Annotated in this window: 1 protein-coding gene; it reads left to right on the top strand. The window is 37.4% G+C overall.

The window, feature by feature from the left end:
- Nucleotides 1-82: 82 nt before the first annotated feature.
- Nucleotides 83-313: hypothetical protein (locus tag A0125_RS15970; protein ID WP_197464911.1), on the top strand; the 231-nt coding region annotated here is incomplete at its 3' end.

The following is a 313-nucleotide window of genomic DNA, read 5'->3' as shown; positions in this document are numbered from 1 at the left end:
TTGAGGAAGAAGAAAAAAATTTTTAAACATCATGAAGTATTACACAGTCTGCTGAGCTTTCGCAATATATCTTTTACAGTGATTGACAAAGTTTTTTGCGCGTGATTTCTTAGTGCAATTTTCTCCATTCATATTTAAGGTAGGTGTAAACTCCTCACGCGGTGTCACGATTAATAGTCTTCGGAAAGCGCTTAGCACGGTGGAAGGCATCGAAATTGTATATGAGCATGGACATTATCGAGTCGTGATTGATCATCCATGCTATTGCGATTATGCCGTACTACAAACACATATTGCAAAGAATAAGGATTTG

Source organism: Sphingobacterium populi (genome assembly GCF_001586775.1).
Taxonomy (GTDB): Bacteria; Bacteroidota; Bacteroidia; order Sphingobacteriales; family Sphingobacteriaceae; genus Sphingobacterium; species Sphingobacterium populi.
Note: the sequence above shows the minus strand (reverse complement) of the source record. Positions and strands in the feature narration are given on the sequence as shown.